15 protein-coding genes are annotated in these 14,744 nt (G+C 69.6%); 8 read left to right on the top strand and 7 right to left on the bottom strand.

Annotation, left to right across the window (positions count from 1 at the left end; all coding sequences use genetic code 11):
- Positions 1-48: 48 nt before the first annotated feature.
- Genes BLR68_RS02355 through BLR68_RS02330 form a run of 6 tightly spaced genes read right to left on the bottom strand, consistent with a single transcriptional unit; the run spans position 49 to position 5,746 of the window.
- Positions 49-1,236 (bottom strand): ABC transporter permease subunit, encoded by a 1,188-nt coding sequence (locus BLR68_RS02355; protein WP_018188423.1) that lies wholly within the window; start codon positions 1,234-1,236, stop codon positions 49-51.
- Positions 1,233-2,072, bottom strand: coding sequence for an ATP-binding cassette domain-containing protein (locus tag BLR68_RS02350; protein WP_018188422.1), 840 nt, complete (start codon positions 2,070-2,072; stop codon positions 1,233-1,235). The genes BLR68_RS02355 and BLR68_RS02350 overlap by 4 nt, the downstream gene beginning before the upstream one ends.
- Before the next feature lie 11 nt (positions 2,073-2,083).
- A complete protein-coding gene (locus BLR68_RS02345) occupies positions 2,084-3,136 on the bottom strand; it encodes a sugar ABC transporter substrate-binding protein (protein WP_040570613.1) in 1,053 nt (350 codons plus the stop codon).
- On the bottom strand, positions 3,133-4,314 hold the full coding sequence (locus BLR68_RS02340; protein ID WP_026302997.1) for an ROK family transcriptional regulator: 1,182 nt from the start codon (positions 4,312-4,314) through the stop codon (positions 3,133-3,135). The genes BLR68_RS02345 and BLR68_RS02340 overlap by 4 nt, the downstream gene beginning before the upstream one ends.
- A gap of 45 nt (positions 4,315-4,359) precedes the next feature.
- On the bottom strand, positions 4,360-5,223 hold the full coding sequence (locus tag BLR68_RS02335) for an NYN domain-containing protein (RefSeq protein ID WP_018188419.1): 864 nt from the start codon (positions 5,221-5,223) through the stop codon (positions 4,360-4,362).
- A gap of 10 nt (positions 5,224-5,233) precedes the next feature.
- Positions 5,234-5,746 carry a hypothetical protein gene (locus tag BLR68_RS02330; RefSeq protein ID WP_018188418.1) on the bottom strand — a complete coding sequence of 171 codons (513 nt, stop codon included), beginning with the start codon at positions 5,744-5,746 and terminating at the stop codon, positions 5,234-5,236.
- A gap of 105 nt (positions 5,747-5,851) precedes the next feature.
- Between BLR68_RS02330 and BLR68_RS02325 the strand changes: the two genes are divergently transcribed.
- From BLR68_RS02325 to BLR68_RS02300, 7 genes are all read left to right on the top strand, one after another.
- On the top strand, positions 5,852-6,862 hold the full coding sequence (locus BLR68_RS02325) for a LacI family DNA-binding transcriptional regulator (RefSeq protein ID WP_018188417.1): 1,011 nt from the start codon (positions 5,852-5,854) through the stop codon (positions 6,860-6,862).
- A gap of 93 nt (positions 6,863-6,955) precedes the next feature.
- The gene (locus BLR68_RS02320) at positions 6,956-7,681 is read left to right on the top strand and encodes a class II aldolase/adducin family protein (RefSeq protein ID WP_256335296.1); all 726 of its coding nucleotides are present in this window, start codon (positions 6,956-6,958) and stop codon (positions 7,679-7,681) included.
- Between the two features lie 95 nt (positions 7,682-7,776).
- On the top strand, positions 7,777-8,901 hold the full coding sequence (gene chvE, locus BLR68_RS02315; RefSeq protein ID WP_018188415.1) for a multiple monosaccharide ABC transporter substrate-binding protein: 1,125 nt from the start codon (positions 7,777-7,779) through the stop codon (positions 8,899-8,901).
- Positions 8,902-8,988: 87 nt separating this feature from the next.
- A complete protein-coding gene (gene mmsA, locus BLR68_RS02310; RefSeq protein ID WP_018188414.1) occupies positions 8,989-10,518 on the top strand; it encodes a multiple monosaccharide ABC transporter ATP-binding protein in 1,530 nt (509 codons plus the stop codon).
- A gap of 17 nt (positions 10,519-10,535) precedes the next feature.
- Positions 10,536-11,768, top strand: a complete 1,233-nt coding sequence (gene mmsB / locus BLR68_RS02305; RefSeq protein WP_018188413.1) for a multiple monosaccharide ABC transporter permease — start codon at positions 10,536-10,538, stop codon at positions 11,766-11,768.
- Position 11,769: 1 nt separating this feature from the next.
- Positions 11,770-11,910 carry a hypothetical protein gene (locus tag BLR68_RS17905; protein ID WP_018188412.1) on the top strand — a complete coding sequence of 47 codons (141 nt, stop codon included), beginning with the start codon at positions 11,770-11,772 and terminating at the stop codon, positions 11,908-11,910.
- A gap of 91 nt (positions 11,911-12,001) precedes the next feature.
- Complete coding sequence (locus tag BLR68_RS02300; protein ID WP_018188411.1) at positions 12,002-12,364, top strand: PLD nuclease N-terminal domain-containing protein; 363 nt, start codon at positions 12,002-12,004, stop codon at positions 12,362-12,364.
- Between the two features lie 6 nt (positions 12,365-12,370).
- On the opposite strand, the gene BLR68_RS02295 is transcribed toward BLR68_RS02300, so the two are convergent.
- Complete coding sequence (locus tag BLR68_RS02295) at positions 12,371-13,351, bottom strand: Gfo/Idh/MocA family protein (protein ID WP_018188410.1); 981 nt, start codon at positions 13,349-13,351, stop codon at positions 12,371-12,373.
- A 48-nt stretch (positions 13,352-13,399) separates the two neighbouring features.
- On the opposite strand from BLR68_RS02295, the gene BLR68_RS02290 reads away from it, so the two are divergent.
- Positions 13,400-14,743: a M20/M25/M40 family metallo-hydrolase gene (locus tag BLR68_RS02290; RefSeq protein ID WP_018188409.1), complete on the top strand. Its 1,344-nt coding sequence runs from the start codon at positions 13,400-13,402 to the stop codon at positions 14,741-14,743.
- Position 14,744: the final 1 nt, after the last annotated feature.

Genomic DNA, 14,744 nt, shown 5'->3' with positions numbered 1-14,744 from the left:
CGGTCGGCCCGAACCCTCCGAGGAAGCGCTGCGCGGCGAGCGTACGGACTAGGTCCGACCCGTGCCGAGGCGGCTGCGGCGAGTGACGGCATCCAGCGCCACGGCGAAGACCAGCACGGCTCCGGTGACCATGTACTGCACCGACGAGCTGAGGTTGATGAGCGTGAATCCCGACGAGATCGCCTGGATCACGACGACGCCCAGGAGCGCGGCGAACGCCGACCCGCGTCCGCCGAACAGCGAGGCGCCGCCGATGATGGCCGCCGCGATCGCATTGAGGTTCGTATCCGCCGCGCCGGTGCTCTGGTTGGCCGCCGCGAGCCGGGCCGCGGCGAGGATGCCGCCCGTCGCCGCGAGCACCGAGCACAGCACGAACACCGAGACCACGACGCGGTCGACGCGGATGCCGGCCCGTCGCGCCGCCTCGATCGAGCCGCCGACCGCGAACACCGATCGGCCCCAGCGGGTGCGCGTCAGCGCCAGATGCGCGACCACGACGAGGACGACGAAGAGGACGAACATGAGTCCCACGCCGCGGGAGAGGTTGAGGTACCAGGATCCGCCGGCGAGACCGACGAGGAGCAGGGCGCCCCGGATCACGATGATGGCCGTGCGCGTGCTCTCCAGTTCCGCGGCCGCTCGTCGCCGGGCCCGGCTGAGGAGCGTGGCGGTGTAGGCCAGCGCGGTCGCGGCCGACAGCACGTACGACAGCCAGGGCGGGAGGTACATCTGCTGGGCGAACTGCACGATCCACGAGTCGAAGGGGAGGTTGATCGAACCGGCGTCGCCCAGCACCCACAGCTGCACGCCGAGCAGGCCGAGCAGCCCGGCGAGCGTCACGACGAAGCTCGGCAGGCCGAGCGTGCTGCGCAAGAGCCCGTAGACGGCTCCCACGATGCCTCCGGCGGCGACCGCGGCGCCGATCGCGAGCACGAAGGGCCACTGCAGCTGCACGGCGCCCACCGTCAGGATCGCCGCCGCCACCCCCGACATCGAGCCGACCGACAGGTCGATCTCGCCGATGAGGAGGACGAGGACGATCCCGAGCGAGATCGTGCCCATCGCAGCGCACTGCATCAGCAGGTCGCTGAGGTTCCGGCTGGTCAGGAAGACGGGGTTGAGCGCCTGGAACACGACGGCGATCACGACGAGAGCCAGCACCACCGGCATCCGTCCGACGTCGCCGGATCGCACCCGGGTGAGAACGAGGCTGAGGATGCCGCTCTCCCGGTTCATCGGTCGCCGTCCACGCGGCGCCGGGCATCCGCGAGCGGAATGACGGGAGCCCGGGGTTCGTCGGGCGGGCTGACCGGCCGAACCGGGTCGAAGGCTCCCGTGATGGCGGCGATCAGCACTTCGCTCGTCGCCGTCTCGGCGTCGAACTCGCCGTTGTTGCGACCGAGGCGGAGGACCACGATGCGGTCGGCGACGGCGAGCACATCGGTGAGGTTGTGGCTGATGAGGACGACCCCGTGGCCCCGGTCGCGCAAGCGCTCGATGAGGTTGAGGACCTCGGCGGTCTGTGCCACGCCGAGGGCAGCGGTCGGTTCGTCCAGGATCACGATGCGCGGCTCCCCGATGAGGGACCGGGCGATCGCGACGGTCTGACGCTGGCCACCCGACAGCGTCGAGACCGGCACGCGGACCGACGGGACCTTCGCCGCGAGTTCGCGCAGCAGCATCCAGGTCCGCTCTTCCATACCCACCTCGTCGAGGCGACCGCGCTCGATGAGCTCCCGACCGAGCCACAGGTTGGCGACGACGTCGAGGTTCTCGCAGAGGGCGAGGTCCTGGAACACGGTCGCGATGCCGAGGTCCTGCGCGTCCGCCGGGCTCGAGAGCTGCACGAGCTCGCCGTCGAGCTCGATCGTCCCGGCGTCGGCGGGGTGGACGCCGGCGAGGACCTTCACGAGCGTGGACTTGCCGGCGCCGTTGTCGCCGACGAGGGCGACGACCTCGCCCTCGCGGACACGGAAGTCGACACCGTTCAGGGCGCGGACCGCGCCGAAGCGCTTGTCGATGCCGCGCATCGACAGGACGTGATCGCCGGTGCGACGGGGGGAGACGCTCACGCTCGGTGCTCTCATTCCAGGCCTGCCGCGGCGCAGGCCTCGGCGTAGGTGGGGGTGCAGATGTCCGCGATGGTCCAGAAGCCGTCCGCGACGACGGTGGAGGCGATGTTGTCCACGGTGACAGCGACGGGGGTCAGCAGGGTGGCCGGGATGCCGTCGATCGTCGTGTCGCCGGCGGGCTTGTCGCCGGCGGCGAGCTGCACGGCGACGTCGGCGGCGATCGTGGCCTGCGTGCGGATCGCCTTGTAGACGGTCATGTACTGATCGCCCTCGACGATCCGCTGGAGCGCGGTGAGCTCGGCATCCTGCCCGGTGACGATGGGGAAAGGCGAGACGTCCGCAGCGCGGAGGGCGGCGATCGCACCGCTGGCGGTGCCGTCGTTGGCGGCGTACACGGCGGCCACCTCATCGCCGTACTGCGCCAGCTGACCCGAGACCCACGCCTGCGCCTTGTCGGGACTCCAATCCGGGGTGTCGTACTCGGCGAGCACGCGCAGACCCGCCGCGGCGATCACCCGGCGGGCGCCGTCGCGGAACTGCGCCGCGTTGCTGTCGGTGGGAGCGCCGTGGACCATCAGGATGCCGCCGTCGCTGCGACCCTCCTTCTCGAGACCTGCCACGAGGGCCTCCGCCTGCAGTTCGCCGACACGCTCGTTGTCGAACGACACGTAGTACGCGGGCTTCCCGCCGCCGATGATCATCCGGTCGTACGAGATGACCGGCACGCCCTCGGCGGTCGCCGCCGCGAGGATGGATGCCGCGGCCCGGCCGTCGACGGGGTCGAGGACGAGGACGGCGGCTCCTGCGGCGAGCGCGGACTCCGCCTGCTGCTGCTGCCGCGCGGCATCCTGATCGGCGTTCGTGTACAGCACCTGCGCGTCGCCGAGCTCCGCGATGCGCTTCTCGAAGACGGGCCGATCGAAGGTCTCGTAGCGCGCGGTCTTCTTGTCGGGGAGGAGCAGCGCGATGATCGTGCGCGGCGACGAGTTGTCGGGGAGGGCGCAGCCCGAGAGTGCGGCAGCAGACGCCGCCACGAGCAGGACGGCCGTGAGCAACCGTCTCATGCGGGGAACGCGACCAGATCTGCGTCGACGGCCACGTGATCCAGGGCCAGGGCGATCGCGCCGCGCGTCTCGGCCCACTCCGCGAAGGCGGACGCGACGATCTCGGGCACCCCGCCGCCGAGGATCGCGCGCTCCAGGGCGTGCCGGAGCGGAGCGAGGAGGATCTCGCCCGCGCGGGCCAGCTCGCCTCCCACGACGATGCGCTCGGGGTCGATGAGGTTGCACAGGCTCGCCGCGGCGATGCCGATGTGGCGGCCGGCATCCGCGATCGTGCGCTGCGCGGCGGGGACGCCGTCACCCGCGGCCGTGACGAGGTCACGGAGGCGATGGATGCCGTCGGCCTCGCTGAAACCGGCCAGGAGCGCAGGACCGGCGGCCACCGTCTCGAGACAGCCGCGGTTGCCGCAACGGCAGCGGCCGCCGTTCTCGTCGATCGTCATGTGACCGATCTGTCCGGTGCGTCCGCTGGCTCCGCGGAAAAGCTCACCGTCGACGAGGAGCCCGGCGCTGATGGAATGCCCCACGGTCACGTAGACGGACGAGGATGCCCCGCGGGCGGCGCCTTCGCGGGCCTCGGCGAGTGCTCCCAGGTTCGCCTCGCTGTCGACGTGGACGGGACGCCCGATCCGCGCTGAGAGGCTGCGGGCGATGTCGACGCCGTCCCAGCCGGGGAGGAGACCGGGCGTGGAGATGACCGAGGTACGGGGATCGACGGGCGCCGGCAACGCCAGACCGACCGCCAGGAGGTCGGACAGCGATCCGCCGAGACCCTCGACCATGTCGCCGAGGAGCAGGCTGAGCCGGTCCAGCTCGGCGTCGTGTCGATGGTCGGGGGCGAGGGGGAGCGAGGTCTCGGCGACGACCGAGCGGGTCGCGTCGGCGATGGCGACGTGGAGCTTCCGCGTGGAGAAATGCGCGCCCGCCACGAGCCCGACCTGTCGGGCGAGCGAAACGAGGGTCGCGCGGCGACCACTGCGCGAGGTGAACGAGGTGTGAAGGACCCCCGTCGCCGTGAGCTCTTTGACGATGTTCGACACCGTCGCGGGGGAGAGCCCGGTCGCGCCGGCGAGCTCGATCTGCGTCAAGCGCCCATGCCGCCTGAGCGAATCGAGCAATCGTGCACGATTCGCCTCTCGCAGTGAAGACTGCGAGCCGGGCGGAGTTGACCGGCGAGCCACGGGGCCACCCTACCGTGCGGCGTGTCGCGGGCGGGGCTCTTCGGGTCAGGAGGCGTCGACGGCGCGGACGCGGACGATGTTCGTCGACTCGTCCAGCTCGGCGATCTTCGGGTGCGCTTTGACGAAGTCCGAGAACGAGCGGTGGCCGAGGGACTTCTCGCTGAACGACGGGTCCATTCGTTTGAGCAGGTTCTTCACCGCCGACAGGTGCATCCACTCCTCGTCGGTACGGACCTGCTCGAGGCGCAGCGCGCGCGAGAGGAGCTGTTCGACGGGGTCGACGGCCTTCCGCCGACGGCGGCCCGCCTGGGGCGTGCTCTCCGGGGCGGGTTCGGGCTCGGGGGTCGCGACCCCGGGGAGGGCGTCGTACGCGTCGAACTGGTCGCACGCCGCCGCGAGCGATTTGGCCGTGGACCCGGCGACGCCGACGGCGACGACGAAGCGCCCGAGCCGCTTGCACCGCTGCGCGAGCGGGACGTAGTCGCTGTCGCCCGCCACGATCACGACGTGGGTGAGGTCCTCGAGGCGGAAGAGATCTTCGACGGTGTCGACGGCGAGACGGATGTCGGCGCCGTTCTTCGCGTAGGCGGCCGCGGGGAACAGCTGCACGAGGTCGACCGCGCGGGCGACCAGCTGTTGGCGGTAGAGCGAGTTCACCGGCGACGACCAGTCGGCGTAGGCGCGGGTCAGGACCAGGGTTCCGAAGGATGCCGCGTAGTCCATGATCGCGCCGACGTCGATCATGGCGGCGGCCAGGCGCTCCGAGATCTCCTTCTCGTCGGGGTCGGCCGCGATCCGTTGCCGATCCCGCGAGTAGCTGTTGCGACCGTGGACCCGGTCGTACCAACTCATGACGATGTTGTCGAAATCGAGGTAGACCGCGACGCGGGGGATGGAGGAATCCGGCATCCCCCCAGTCTTACAGTTCGCGTGCCGCCGATGTTCCGGGAACCTGATCGCGCAGGCCCAGAACGAACTCGAGGATGTCGCGTGCGGGGGCGGAGCGGACGGTGCCGCGACCGAGTGTCCAGCCGTCATCGCTCGCGCGGAGCGAAGAACCCGCGACCGCAGCGCGGCGGTCGAAAGACATGCGCGTGACGGCATACAGCGCGACGGCGCCACTGGTGGTCGCAGAAAGGGCGACCGGCCGGTCGCCCGCGAGCTCCAGGAGGGCGCGCGTCGCCGCGACGAGGGAGCGGATGCGCACGCGGCGTCCGGCGAGGATGGCCTCGACCACATCGGCGAACCCCGGGTCGTCGGATGCGGGGAGACCGGCGGCCCCCAGGAACGCGACACGCTCATCCGCGGTGCGCGCCAGGGGAGCAGCGAGTCGCACGACGTCGGCGAGGGCGGTGCGCCAATCGCCCGTGACACCGGCTTCGTCGACGCGTTCCCGATTGCTGAGGGGGAGGTGGCGCGACACGTCGGACATAGCGGTCAGCATAGGTGCGGCGCGCCGGTCCGGCTGCGGCGAAAGGGTCGGCGTGCATAATGGGCCTCGGTCCGTGTGACCGTGAACATGGCCCGAGGGGGACCGATGAGCGACGATGCCGGCGGCCGGAGGGCGAGTATCCGCGACGTCGCGCGCCGAGCGGACGTCTCGCACCAGACGGTCTCACGCGTCCTCAACGACCACCCGAGCATCCGGCCCGAGACCCGCGATCGGGTCCTCGCGGCCATGCAAGAGCTGTCGTACAGCCCGAACCCCGCGGCCCGTGCGCTCGTCACCAGCAGGTCGAGGACCATCGGGATCCTGGCGGCGTCGTCGACGCAATACGGTCCGGCGTCGTCGATCGCGGCCATCGAGGCCGCCGCGCAGGCGCGGGGCTACTGGGTGTCCACGGCCAACATCGACCCGACGGACCCCCAGTCGATTCCCGACGGGCTGTCGTACCTCATGGCGCAATCCGTCGAGGGGCTCGTCGTCATCGCCCCACAGGTCCGGGTGATCCGGGCCCTGGCCGCGCAGGCGGTCGGCGTGCCCTACGTGACCCTGCAGTCGACCGACGTCGACGCCGGCCACACCCTCGCGGTCGACCAGATCGCGGGCGCGCGCCTGGCGACACGCCACCTCATCGAGCTCGGGCACCGCTCGATCTACCACCTGGCCGGTCCGCAGGACTGGATGGAGGCGGAGTCGCGGATGCGCGGCTTCCTGGAGGAGATGAGCGCCTGGGACATCGCCACGACGGCGCCGATCCTCGGCGATTGGACGGCGGACTTCGGGTACTACGCGGGGCGCGAACTGCTGGGTTACCGGGACTTCACGGCGATCTTCTCCTCGAACGACCAGATGGCGCTGGGGCTCCTGCACGCCATCCGCGACGAGGGCCTGGACTGCCCGCGCGATGTGAGCATCGTCGGCTTCGACGACATCCCCGAGGCAGGCCACTTCTGGCCGCCACTGACGACGGTCCGCCAGGACTTCGCCGAACTCGGCCGGCGCTGCGTCGAACTCCTGCTCGACGGGTCGGCCGCCGCGGCGGCCCCGGTGCTCACGCCGGACCTCATCGTGCGGTCCTCGACGGCGCGCGCAGCGTCCGTCTGACGCCGTCCGCGCGTCGTGTTGACACGGCCCGGGTCCGAGGTGCATAGTCATCCGATGTGAACGGTCACATGACCGCCCCCGATGACGGTGGCGGTGACCGCGCAAGACGAAGGAGTCGGGCAAGTGGTGTCGAAGGACGACGCGGAGCGGTACGTGAACGGGGTGAAGACCGAGGTCGCCGTCGCGCGCATCCGCGAGCGGGTGGCATCCCTCCTGGTCGATCTCGCCGGTCGCGGCCTCGCGTCGACGACGCTGTCCGAGCGGGTCCCCGACGCCGACCTCTTCGTGACCCGGCCGGTCCTGGCCGACGACGAACTCGCTCCCGAGAACATGATGGTCGTCTCGCTCGACGGACTGTCCGTCCCGGGCACCCCCGGTGACGACGGCGTCCTGCCCGACGACGTGGAGCTGTACGCGGCCATCCTGAAGGATGCCGGCGCCGTCGCCCTCGTGCACCTCGAAGCCGGCCATGCGGCGGCGTGGGCCGCCCGCGGCGCCGCGATCCCGTGTCTGACGGCGCAGGCGGCACGCGAATTCGGCGGCGCGGTGCCCGTCATCGCAGGTCCGGACGTGTCGGCGCCGGCGGTCATCGATTCCCTCCGTGAAGCGGATGCCCCGGCCATCCTCGTCGCCGGCCTCGGCGCGCTCTGCGTCGCGGCGAGCGCCCGCGAGGCGGTGCGTCTCGCCCAGGTGCTGGAAGGCGTCGCCCGGACAGCGAGCCTCGCGTCGGAGGCCGAGCCGCTGGAAGCGGACCTCATCGCCGACCTCTCCGGCCGTGCTCGCGCACGCCGGTCCACGATCACCGACGGCCGCCGGTAGCCCGATACCGGGCGCGGCCACTCAGAAAGACCCTCACCAGGGGCAATGCGCACAACCGAACACCACGACACCGAAGTCCAGGGAAAGGGACCACAGTGAAACTCAAGAGGATCATCTTCGTCGGCATCGCAGCCGGCGCGCTCGCGCTCTCCGCGTGCTCCACCGCATCGACCGGCGGCGGCTCCGAAGGCGGCAAGGGCGACGGCGGCCTGATCGGCGTCGCCATGCCGACCAAGAGCTCCGAGCGTTGGATCCAGGACGGCAACGCCGTCAAGAAGGCGCTGGAGGACCAGGGTTACAAGGTCGACCTCCAGTACGCCGAGGACGACATCCCCACGCAGGTCTCGCAGATCGAGAACATGATCACGAAGGGCGCCGAGGCGCTCATCGTCGCCTCGATCGACGGAACCACCCTCACCGAGGCGCTGCAGAACGCGGCGGACGCCGACATCCCCGTCATCGCCTACGACCGCCTCATCAAGGGCACCGAGAACGTCGACTACTACGCGACGTTCGACAACCAGCTCGTCGGCAACCAGCAGGCGTGGACCGTCCTGAACGGCCTGGGCCTGACCGACCTCGAGGGCAAGCCGGTCGCCGACCCGCCCAAGGGACCGTTCAACATCGAGCTGTTCGCCGGATCGCTCGACGACAACAACGCGTTCTTCTTCTTCAACGGCGCGATGGAGGTGCTCAAGCCCTACATCGACAACGGCACCCTCGTCGTGAAGTCGGGCCAGACCACCATCGAGCAGGCCGCGACGCTCCGCTGGGACGGCGAGACCGCTCAGAGCCGCATGGAGGACATCCTCACGGCCAACTACAGCGACGGCACGAAGGTCGACGCGGTCCTGTCGCCCTACGACGGCATCTCGCGCGGCATCATCTCGGCGCTGGCCGATGCCGGCTACGACGTGGGTGACGAGTGGCCGATCATCTCCGGCCAGGACGCCGAGGTCGACTCGGTCAAGGCGATCCTGAGCGGCGAGCAGTACGCCACGATCTTCAAGGACACGCGCGAGCTCGCGAAGGTCGCCGCCGGCATGGCCGTCGACGTGCTGAACGACGAGAAGCCCGAGGTCAACGACGAGGAGACGTACGACAACGACGTGAAGGTCGTTCCCTCGTACCTGCTCGCGCCGGTCCCCGTCGTCAAGGACAACGTGAAGTCCGCGCTGGTCGACACCGGCTACTGGACGGAGGCCGAGCTGGGTCTGTGACCCGGTTCGTCTGACCACCACCTGCGTCGGCGGCGGGTCCGCCCGCCGCCGACGCATCCCATCCCCCCACCACGGAAGTCGGAGATCGTGACCGAGACCATCCTCGAGATGCGCGGCATCACCAAGACGTTCCCGGGCGTGAAGGCGCTCTCGAACGTCAACTTCGCCGTCGGGCGCGGCGAGATCCACGCCATCTGCGGCGAGAACGGCGCCGGCAAGTCGACCTTGATGAAGGTCCTGTCGGGCGTCTACCCTCACGGCACCTACGACGGCGAGATCCACTACGCCGGCGACGTCGTCGAATTCAAGAACCTGCGTGACAGCGAAGCGCGCGGCATCGTCATCATCCACCAGGAGCTGGCGCTCAGCCCGTACCTGTCGATCGCCGAGAACATCTTCCTCAACAACGAGCGCAGAGGAGCCGGCGGACTGATCGATTGGAACCAGACGAACTTCCAGGCCGCCGCGCTCCTCAAGCGCGTGGGTCTGCGCGAGAACCCGACGACGAAGGTCAACCAGCTCGGCGTCGGCAAGCAGCAGCTCGTCGAGATCGCCAAGGCCCTGTCGAAGGAGGTCAAGCTCCTCATCCTCGACGAGCCCACGGCCGCTCTCAACGACGAGGACTCGGACCACCTGCTCGAACTGATCCTCAGCCTCCGCGAGGAGGGGATCACGTCGATCATCATCAGCCACAAGCTCAACGAGATCAAGAAGGTCGCCGACACCGTCACGGTCATCCGCGACGGGAAGACGATCGAGACGATCGCGAAGACCGATGTGACCGAGGACCGGATCATCAAGGACATGGTGGGCCGTGACCTCGAGCACCGCTACCCCGACCACGAACCGCAGATCGGCGACGAGCTGCTCCGCGTCGAGAACTGGACGGCCCACCACCCGCAGGACCCGAGCCGCGTCGTCGTCGACGACGTGTCGATCACGGTGCGTGCGGGGGAGATCGTCGGGATCGCCGGCCTCATGGGCGCCGGTCGCACCGAATTCGCGATGAGCCTGTTCGGCCACAGCTACGGCACCCGCATCTCGGGCAAGGTCTTCATGCGCGGCAAGGAGATCCGGACGCGCACCGTCTCGGAAGCGATCGCGAACGGCCTCGCGTATGCGACCGAGGATCGGAAGACCTACGGCCTGAACCTCATCGACGACATCAAGCGCAACATCTCGGTGGCATCCCTGAAGAAGCTCGAGAAAGCGGGGCTGGTCGACGACAACGAGGAGTTCGCCGTCGCCAACCAGTACCGCAAGAGCATGAACATCAAGGCGCCGACCGTGCTCGCCAAGACGGGGAAGCTCTCGGGCGGCAACCAGCAGAAGGTCGTCCTCTCGAAGTGGATCTACTCGGATCCCGAGGTGCTGATCCTCGACGAGCCGACGCGAGGGATCGACGTCGGAGCGAAGTACGAGATCTACACGATCATCAACAAGCTCGCGGCGGCAGGCAAGGGCGTCATCGTGATCTCGTCGGAGCTGCCTGAGCTCCTCGGTATCTCGGACCGCGTGTACGCACTCTCAGAGGGTCGCATCACCGGCGAGGTGCCCATCAGTGACGCCACCCCCGAACACGTCCTCAAGCTCATGACCATGGAGAAGCCCCGCTGACGGGGCAGGAGACACACATGTCGAACACCACCACAACCCCGGAAACCGCCGCCGGCGGCGGCATCAATCCGCCCGAGAACCGGGTCACCCGCTGGGTGACGACGGTCCTGTCCGATCTCGGCCGCAACGGCATCTTCATCGCGTTGATCGCCGTCGTCGTCCTCTTCGCGATCACGACCGAAGGCATCCTGCTGCGCCCGCAGAACCTGTCGAACCTCGTCGTCCAGAACGGGTACATCCTCGTCCTGGCCATCGGCATGGTGATGATCATCATCGCCGGTCACATCGACCTGTCCGTCGGCTCCGTGGCGGCCTTCATCGGCGCCGTATCCGGCGTCCTGGCCGTCGACATGGGACTCCCGTGGGGCGTCGCGATCATCCTGTCGCTGCTCATCGGCGCCCTCGTGGGTGCCTGGCAGGGATTCTGGGTGGCCTACGTCGGCATCCCCGCCTTCATCGTGACCCTCGCCGGCATGCTGATCTTCCGGGGCCTTGCTCTCGTCGTCCTCGGAAACCAGAACATCGGCTCGTTCCCGACCGAGTACCGTTCGCTCGGTAACGGGTTCCTCTCCGGTCTGTTCGGCGAGTCCGACCCCGACGTGTTCACGCTCGTCGTCGGTGGCGTCGCCATCATCGCCCTCGCCGTCCAGCAGGTGCGCACCCGGCTGGGACGACAGAAGTACGACCAGGACGTCGACCCGCTGCTGTGGTTCATCGTCAAGCTCGCTCTCATCGCCGTGGTGATCGGTTGGTTCACGTTCGCCCTCGCCTCGTACAAGGGCATCCCCGTCACGCTCATCGTGCTGGCGGTCCTCGTCCTCGTCTACGGCATCGTCATGAACCGCAGCGTCTTCGGCCGCCACATCTACGCCATCGGCGGCAACCGTCACGCGGCGGAGCTCTCGGGCATCAAGACGCGGCGCGTGGACTTCTGGCTGTTCGTCAACATGGGCGTCCTCGCCGCTCTCGCCGGTCTCATCTTCACGGCGCGACTGAACCTCGCCGGCCCCAAGGCGGGCGAGGGCTTCGAGCTCGAGGCCATCTCGGCCGCCTTCATCGGCGGCGCGGCGGTGCAGGGCGGTATCGGCACCATCGGCGGTGCCATCATCGGTGGCCTCATCATCGGTGTGCTCAACAACGGCATGTCGATCATGGGCATCGGCATCGACTGGCAGCAGGCGGTCAAGGGACTCGTGCTGCTGTTCGCCGTCGCCTTCGATGTCTACAACAAGCGACGGGCCGGTCACTGACATGGCGAAGACGTCGAACACCGCGTCCGACCTCGAGCGGCCCCGCGTCACGACGGCGCGCATCACGATGTGGATCTGCGGCGGCGCCGTCGGGATCTACATGGTTGTCAGCGGCCTGATCGGTGCGCTGACCACCGGCTGATCCATCCGTTCGGATCGTCGACCCGCATCCCCTCTCTCCCCCGTGGAAGAGGGGATGCGGCGTTTCACCGCCCACTCATAGACTCTGGCCCATGCCTTTCGTGATCTCGCTCCTCGTCCTGGCGGGGATGATCTTCGCGCTCGTCGACATCATCACGCGGGACCAGAGCCTCGTGAAGCACATGCCGAAGACGGTGTGGCTGTTCGTCGTCATCCTGCTGCCGTTCCTCGGCACCGTGCTGTGGTTCGCGATCGGCAGGGAGTACCCGCAGCGCGAGGTGCGCCGGGCGCCGCAGTTCGCGCCGTGGGCGACCGAGCCCCCCGCAGCGCCGACGCGCGCGTCCGACGCCCGGTCGACCGAGCAGCAGCTCGCCGACCTGGAACGCGAGATCGAAGAGGAGCGGTTGCGCGCCGACCTCGCCCGACGTCGCCGGGAGCTCGGCGACCCGGCCTGATCCGCGTCAGCTAGGCGGGTAGACGACGCCGATCTGACGTCGGATCTCGTCAAGTGTGCCCATGATGGCGATGCTCTCGTCGATCGGCAGCAGGTCGCCGTCGGTGCGCCCCTCGGCGATGAGTCGTTCGGCGTAGAGGGCCTGGAACTGCATGCCGCGACCGTCGATCTCGGTGCGGAACTCCTCGACGAGTGCGCCGTCGACATCGAAGACGCGGAAGGACGTCGGTGCGTAGAAGACGCCGTCGATCTCGATGCGACCCTTCGTCCCGACGATCTGCGCGGCGTTGGCGCCGGCACCCCGCATGGACGTGAGGAGCGAGGACACCCCGCCCGCGGCGTGACGCACGGCGATCGCCACATCGGTGTCGGCGCCCGTCTCACCCAGCTGCGCCGTCGCGAGGACCTCGGCGGGCGCGCCGAGGACGTCCCAGGCGAAGGAGACGGGGTAGATCCCGAGATCGAGGAGTGCACCGCCGCCGAGGGCGAGGTCGTTGAGCCGGTGATCGGGGTCGGTGGGGAGGTTCTGCGTGTGATCGGCGCTGAGGACCCGCACCTCGCCGATGACGTCGGCAGCGAGGACTTCTCGCAGGCGCACCATGTGGGGCAGGTACCGCGTCCACATCGCCTCCATCGCCAGCAGGCCGTGATCGGCGGCGAGATCGCGGATCGCGACGGCCTGGTCGGCGTCGAGGGTGAGGGGCTTCTCGATGAGCACGTGCTTGCCGTGTTCGAGGGCGAGGGCCGCGCACGCGAGGTGGTGACTGTGCGGCGTCGCGATGTACACGATGTCGACCTCGGGGTCGGCGACGAGCTCGTCGTACGACCCGTAGGAGCGGGGGATGCCGTACTGCGCGGCGAACTCCTGCGCCGACTCCGTGCGGCGCGAGCCCACGGCGGTGACCGTCAGGCCGGCTGTCTTCAGGTCGGCGGTGAAGGCGTGCGCGATGCCACCGGTGGCCAGGATTCCCCATCGAAGTGCGGTCATGTCCCGAGCCTATCGGCGGGTGGGGTCCACCCGACCTAGAGTCGACTCGTGGTCACGACTCCCGACGCCGCCCTCGACCGCTTCCGCGAGCTCCTGCGGATCCCGACGGTGTCGCTCGACCCCGATGATCCCGATGCGGACGGCACGGCGTTCCTGCACTTCCACGACACCGTCGCGCGGCTCTATCCGCACCTGCACGCGTCGCTCGAGCGCGAGGTCGTCGCCGAGTACTCCCTGCTGTACCGCTGGCGCGGGAGGGATGCGGCATCCCCGCTCGTCCTCATGGCGCACATCGACGTCGTCCCCGTCGTCCCGGCGGAGTGGACGCACGACCCGTTCACGGCGGAGGTCGTCGGGTCCGGCGACGCGGCCGAGGTCCACGCCCGCGGCGCGGTCGACGACAAGGGCTCGCTCGTGGCCGTCCTCGAAGCCGTCGAGTCCCTCGTCGCCGAGGGGTTCACACCCGAACGCGACGTCTACCTCGCCTTCGGGCACAACGAGGAGGTCGCGGGCGACGGTGCGCAGGCGATCGTCGAGGTGCTGCGGGGCCGCGGCATCCGCCCCTCGCTCGTCCTTGACGAGGGCGGCGCCGTCGTGGAGGGAGCCCTGCCGGGAGTGACCGTCCCGACCGCCGTCATCGGCGTCGCCGAGCGCGGCGTGATGACCGTGCACCTCACCGCCCGCGAGCTCGGCGGTCACGCCTCGACGCCGCCCCGCGATCCCGCGACCGCGCGACTCGCGCGGGCCGTGCTGCGCCTGCACCGCCGTCCCTTCCCGACGCGGATCGTGCCGCCGGTGCGGGCGATGTTCGAGACGGTCGCGCCGCACACGACAGGGCCACTCCGCCGGGTGTTCGCGAGCATCGGGCTGACCGGGCGGCTGCTCGTGAAGGTCTTCCCGCGTCTCGGGCCCGAGCTCAATGCGCTGGTGCGAACCACCGCCGTCGTGACCGAGCTCTCCGGGGCGACGGGGGCGAACGTCCTCGCGACGTCGGCGCGGGCGAGCGTCAACGTGCGCCTGCTTCCGGGCGACACCGCAGCCTCGGCGGAAGCCCGCATCCGCCGGGTCGTCGGCGATCCGCTCGTCGAGGTGGAGGTGGTCTCGGCATCCGATCCGTCGCCGGTGTCGCCGTGGTCGGGTCCCGCATGGAATCGGCTGGTCGCTGCGACCCGCTCGGCGCTCGGCGACGACGTCCTCCCCACGCCCTACATCCAGCTCGGTGCGAGCGACAGCCGGTGGTTCACGGCGATCAGCGACCACGTGTACCGCTTCACGCCGTTCCACCTGACGCGCGGCGAGCGCGAGGCGCTGCACTCGCACGATGAGCGGATCCGCGTGGGCTCGTGGCTGCGGGGGATCGGGTTCTACCGCGACCTGCTGCGGAAGAGCTGAC

Origin of the sequence: Microbacterium sp. 77mftsu3.1, from assembly GCF_900100525.1 — a bacterium.
Classification (GTDB): domain Bacteria; phylum Actinomycetota; class Actinomycetes; order Actinomycetales; family Microbacteriaceae; genus Microbacterium; species Microbacterium aquilitoris.
The sequence above is the reverse complement of the archived record's forward strand: the minus strand, read 5'-3'. Positions and strand labels throughout refer to the sequence as shown.

What these genes read in the sequence shown, in the direction of transcription:
- BLR68_RS02345 (WP_040570613.1), bottom strand. Translation starts at nt 3,136, where the DNA reads ATGAGACGGTTGCTCACGGCCGTCCTGCTCGTGGCGGCGTCTGCTGCC.
- BLR68_RS02295 (WP_018188410.1), bottom strand. Translation starts at nt 13,351, where the DNA reads ATGACCGCACTTCGATGGGGAATCCTGGCCACCGGTGGCATCGCGCAC.
- BLR68_RS02330 (WP_018188418.1), bottom strand. Translation starts at nt 5,746, where the DNA reads ATGTCCGACGTGTCGCGCCACCTCCCCCTCAGCAATCGGGAACGCGTC.
- mmsB (WP_018188413.1), top strand. Translation starts at nt 10,536, where the DNA reads ATGTCGAACACCACCACAACCCCGGAAACCGCCGCCGGCGGCGGCATC.
- BLR68_RS02355 (WP_018188423.1), bottom strand. Translation starts at nt 1,236, where the DNA reads ATGAACCGGGAGAGCGGCATCCTCAGCCTCGTTCTCACCCGGGTGCGA.
- BLR68_RS02335 (WP_018188419.1), bottom strand. Translation starts at nt 5,223, where the DNA reads ATGCCGGATTCCTCCATCCCCCGCGTCGCGGTCTACCTCGATTTCGAC.
- BLR68_RS02300 (WP_018188411.1), top strand. Translation starts at nt 12,002, where the DNA reads ATGCCTTTCGTGATCTCGCTCCTCGTCCTGGCGGGGATGATCTTCGCG.
- BLR68_RS02325 (WP_018188417.1), top strand. Translation starts at nt 5,852, where the DNA reads ATGAGCGACGATGCCGGCGGCCGGAGGGCGAGTATCCGCGACGTCGCG.
- BLR68_RS17905 (WP_018188412.1), top strand. Translation starts at nt 11,770, where the DNA reads ATGGCGAAGACGTCGAACACCGCGTCCGACCTCGAGCGGCCCCGCGTC.